This window comes from Mesorhizobium sp. M4A.F.Ca.ET.050.02.1.1 (assembly GCF_003997725.1).
Taxonomy (GTDB): Bacteria; Pseudomonadota; Alphaproteobacteria; order Rhizobiales; family Rhizobiaceae; genus Mesorhizobium.
In genome coordinates, this window is sequence record NZ_RZSG01001329.1 from 1 (window position 1) to 819 (window position 819).

Consider the following 819-nt stretch of genomic DNA (forward strand, 5'->3'; position numbering starts at 1 on the left):
GTCTCGATCCAGCCGAGCGCAAGGCCCCCAGGCGATTGACCGAAGGTGAGTTGAGAGGGGCCCGGCAGCGCATGGAGCCATTGGTCCGCGCCGCCGAGGCAAGTCTCAATCGCCTCTATCTCGCCGTAGGGGGCGTTGGCTGCTGCGTGATGCTGGCGGACCGCGACGGCATCCCCGTCGAACGCAGGGGCGCCGTCGCCGACGACGAGACATTCGACGAATGGGGGCTTTGGACCGGCACGGTCTGGAGCGAGGACAGTGAAGGCACCAATGGGATCGGCACCTGCATCGCCGACCAGCGGGCGCTGACCATCCATCGCGATCAGCACTTTTTCTCGCGCAACACTTTGCTCAGTTGCACGACGGCGCCGGTCTACGACCACGAAGGCAATCTGGCGGCGGCGCTCGACGTGTCGTCGTGCCGGTCGGATCTGACGGAAGGCTTTGTCCAGCTGATCGCTGTTGCGGTGGGTGACGCCGCCCGCCGCATCGAGGCCGAGAATTTCCGCATGGTCTATTCCAACGCCCGCATCCTGCTTGCCCCGATCGGCGAGCGCAACGCCGGGGCGCTCATCGCCATCGATGCCGACGATCTGGTGATCGGCGCGACGCGCTCGGCCCGTTCCGCGCTCGGCATAACTCGCGAAGCCTTGGCCAAGGGGCTGCTCGCGGCCGATATCCTCGGCGACTCTGTGAGGGCCGGAAAAGATCTGGACGATGCCGAGCGCGGAGTGGTGCAGCGCGCGATGGCGCGCGCCGGCGGCAATGTTTCCGCTGCGGCCCAGAGCCTCGGCATTTCGCGCGCCACGCTGCACCGCA

1 protein-coding gene is annotated in these 819 nt (G+C 67.2%); it reads left to right on the forward strand.

Translation table 11 applies throughout. From position 1 onward, the window contains the following. A partial coding sequence (locus tag EOA33_RS37280) for a GAF domain-containing protein (RefSeq protein ID WP_145989581.1) occupies positions 1 to 819 on the forward strand: 819 nt, incomplete at both ends.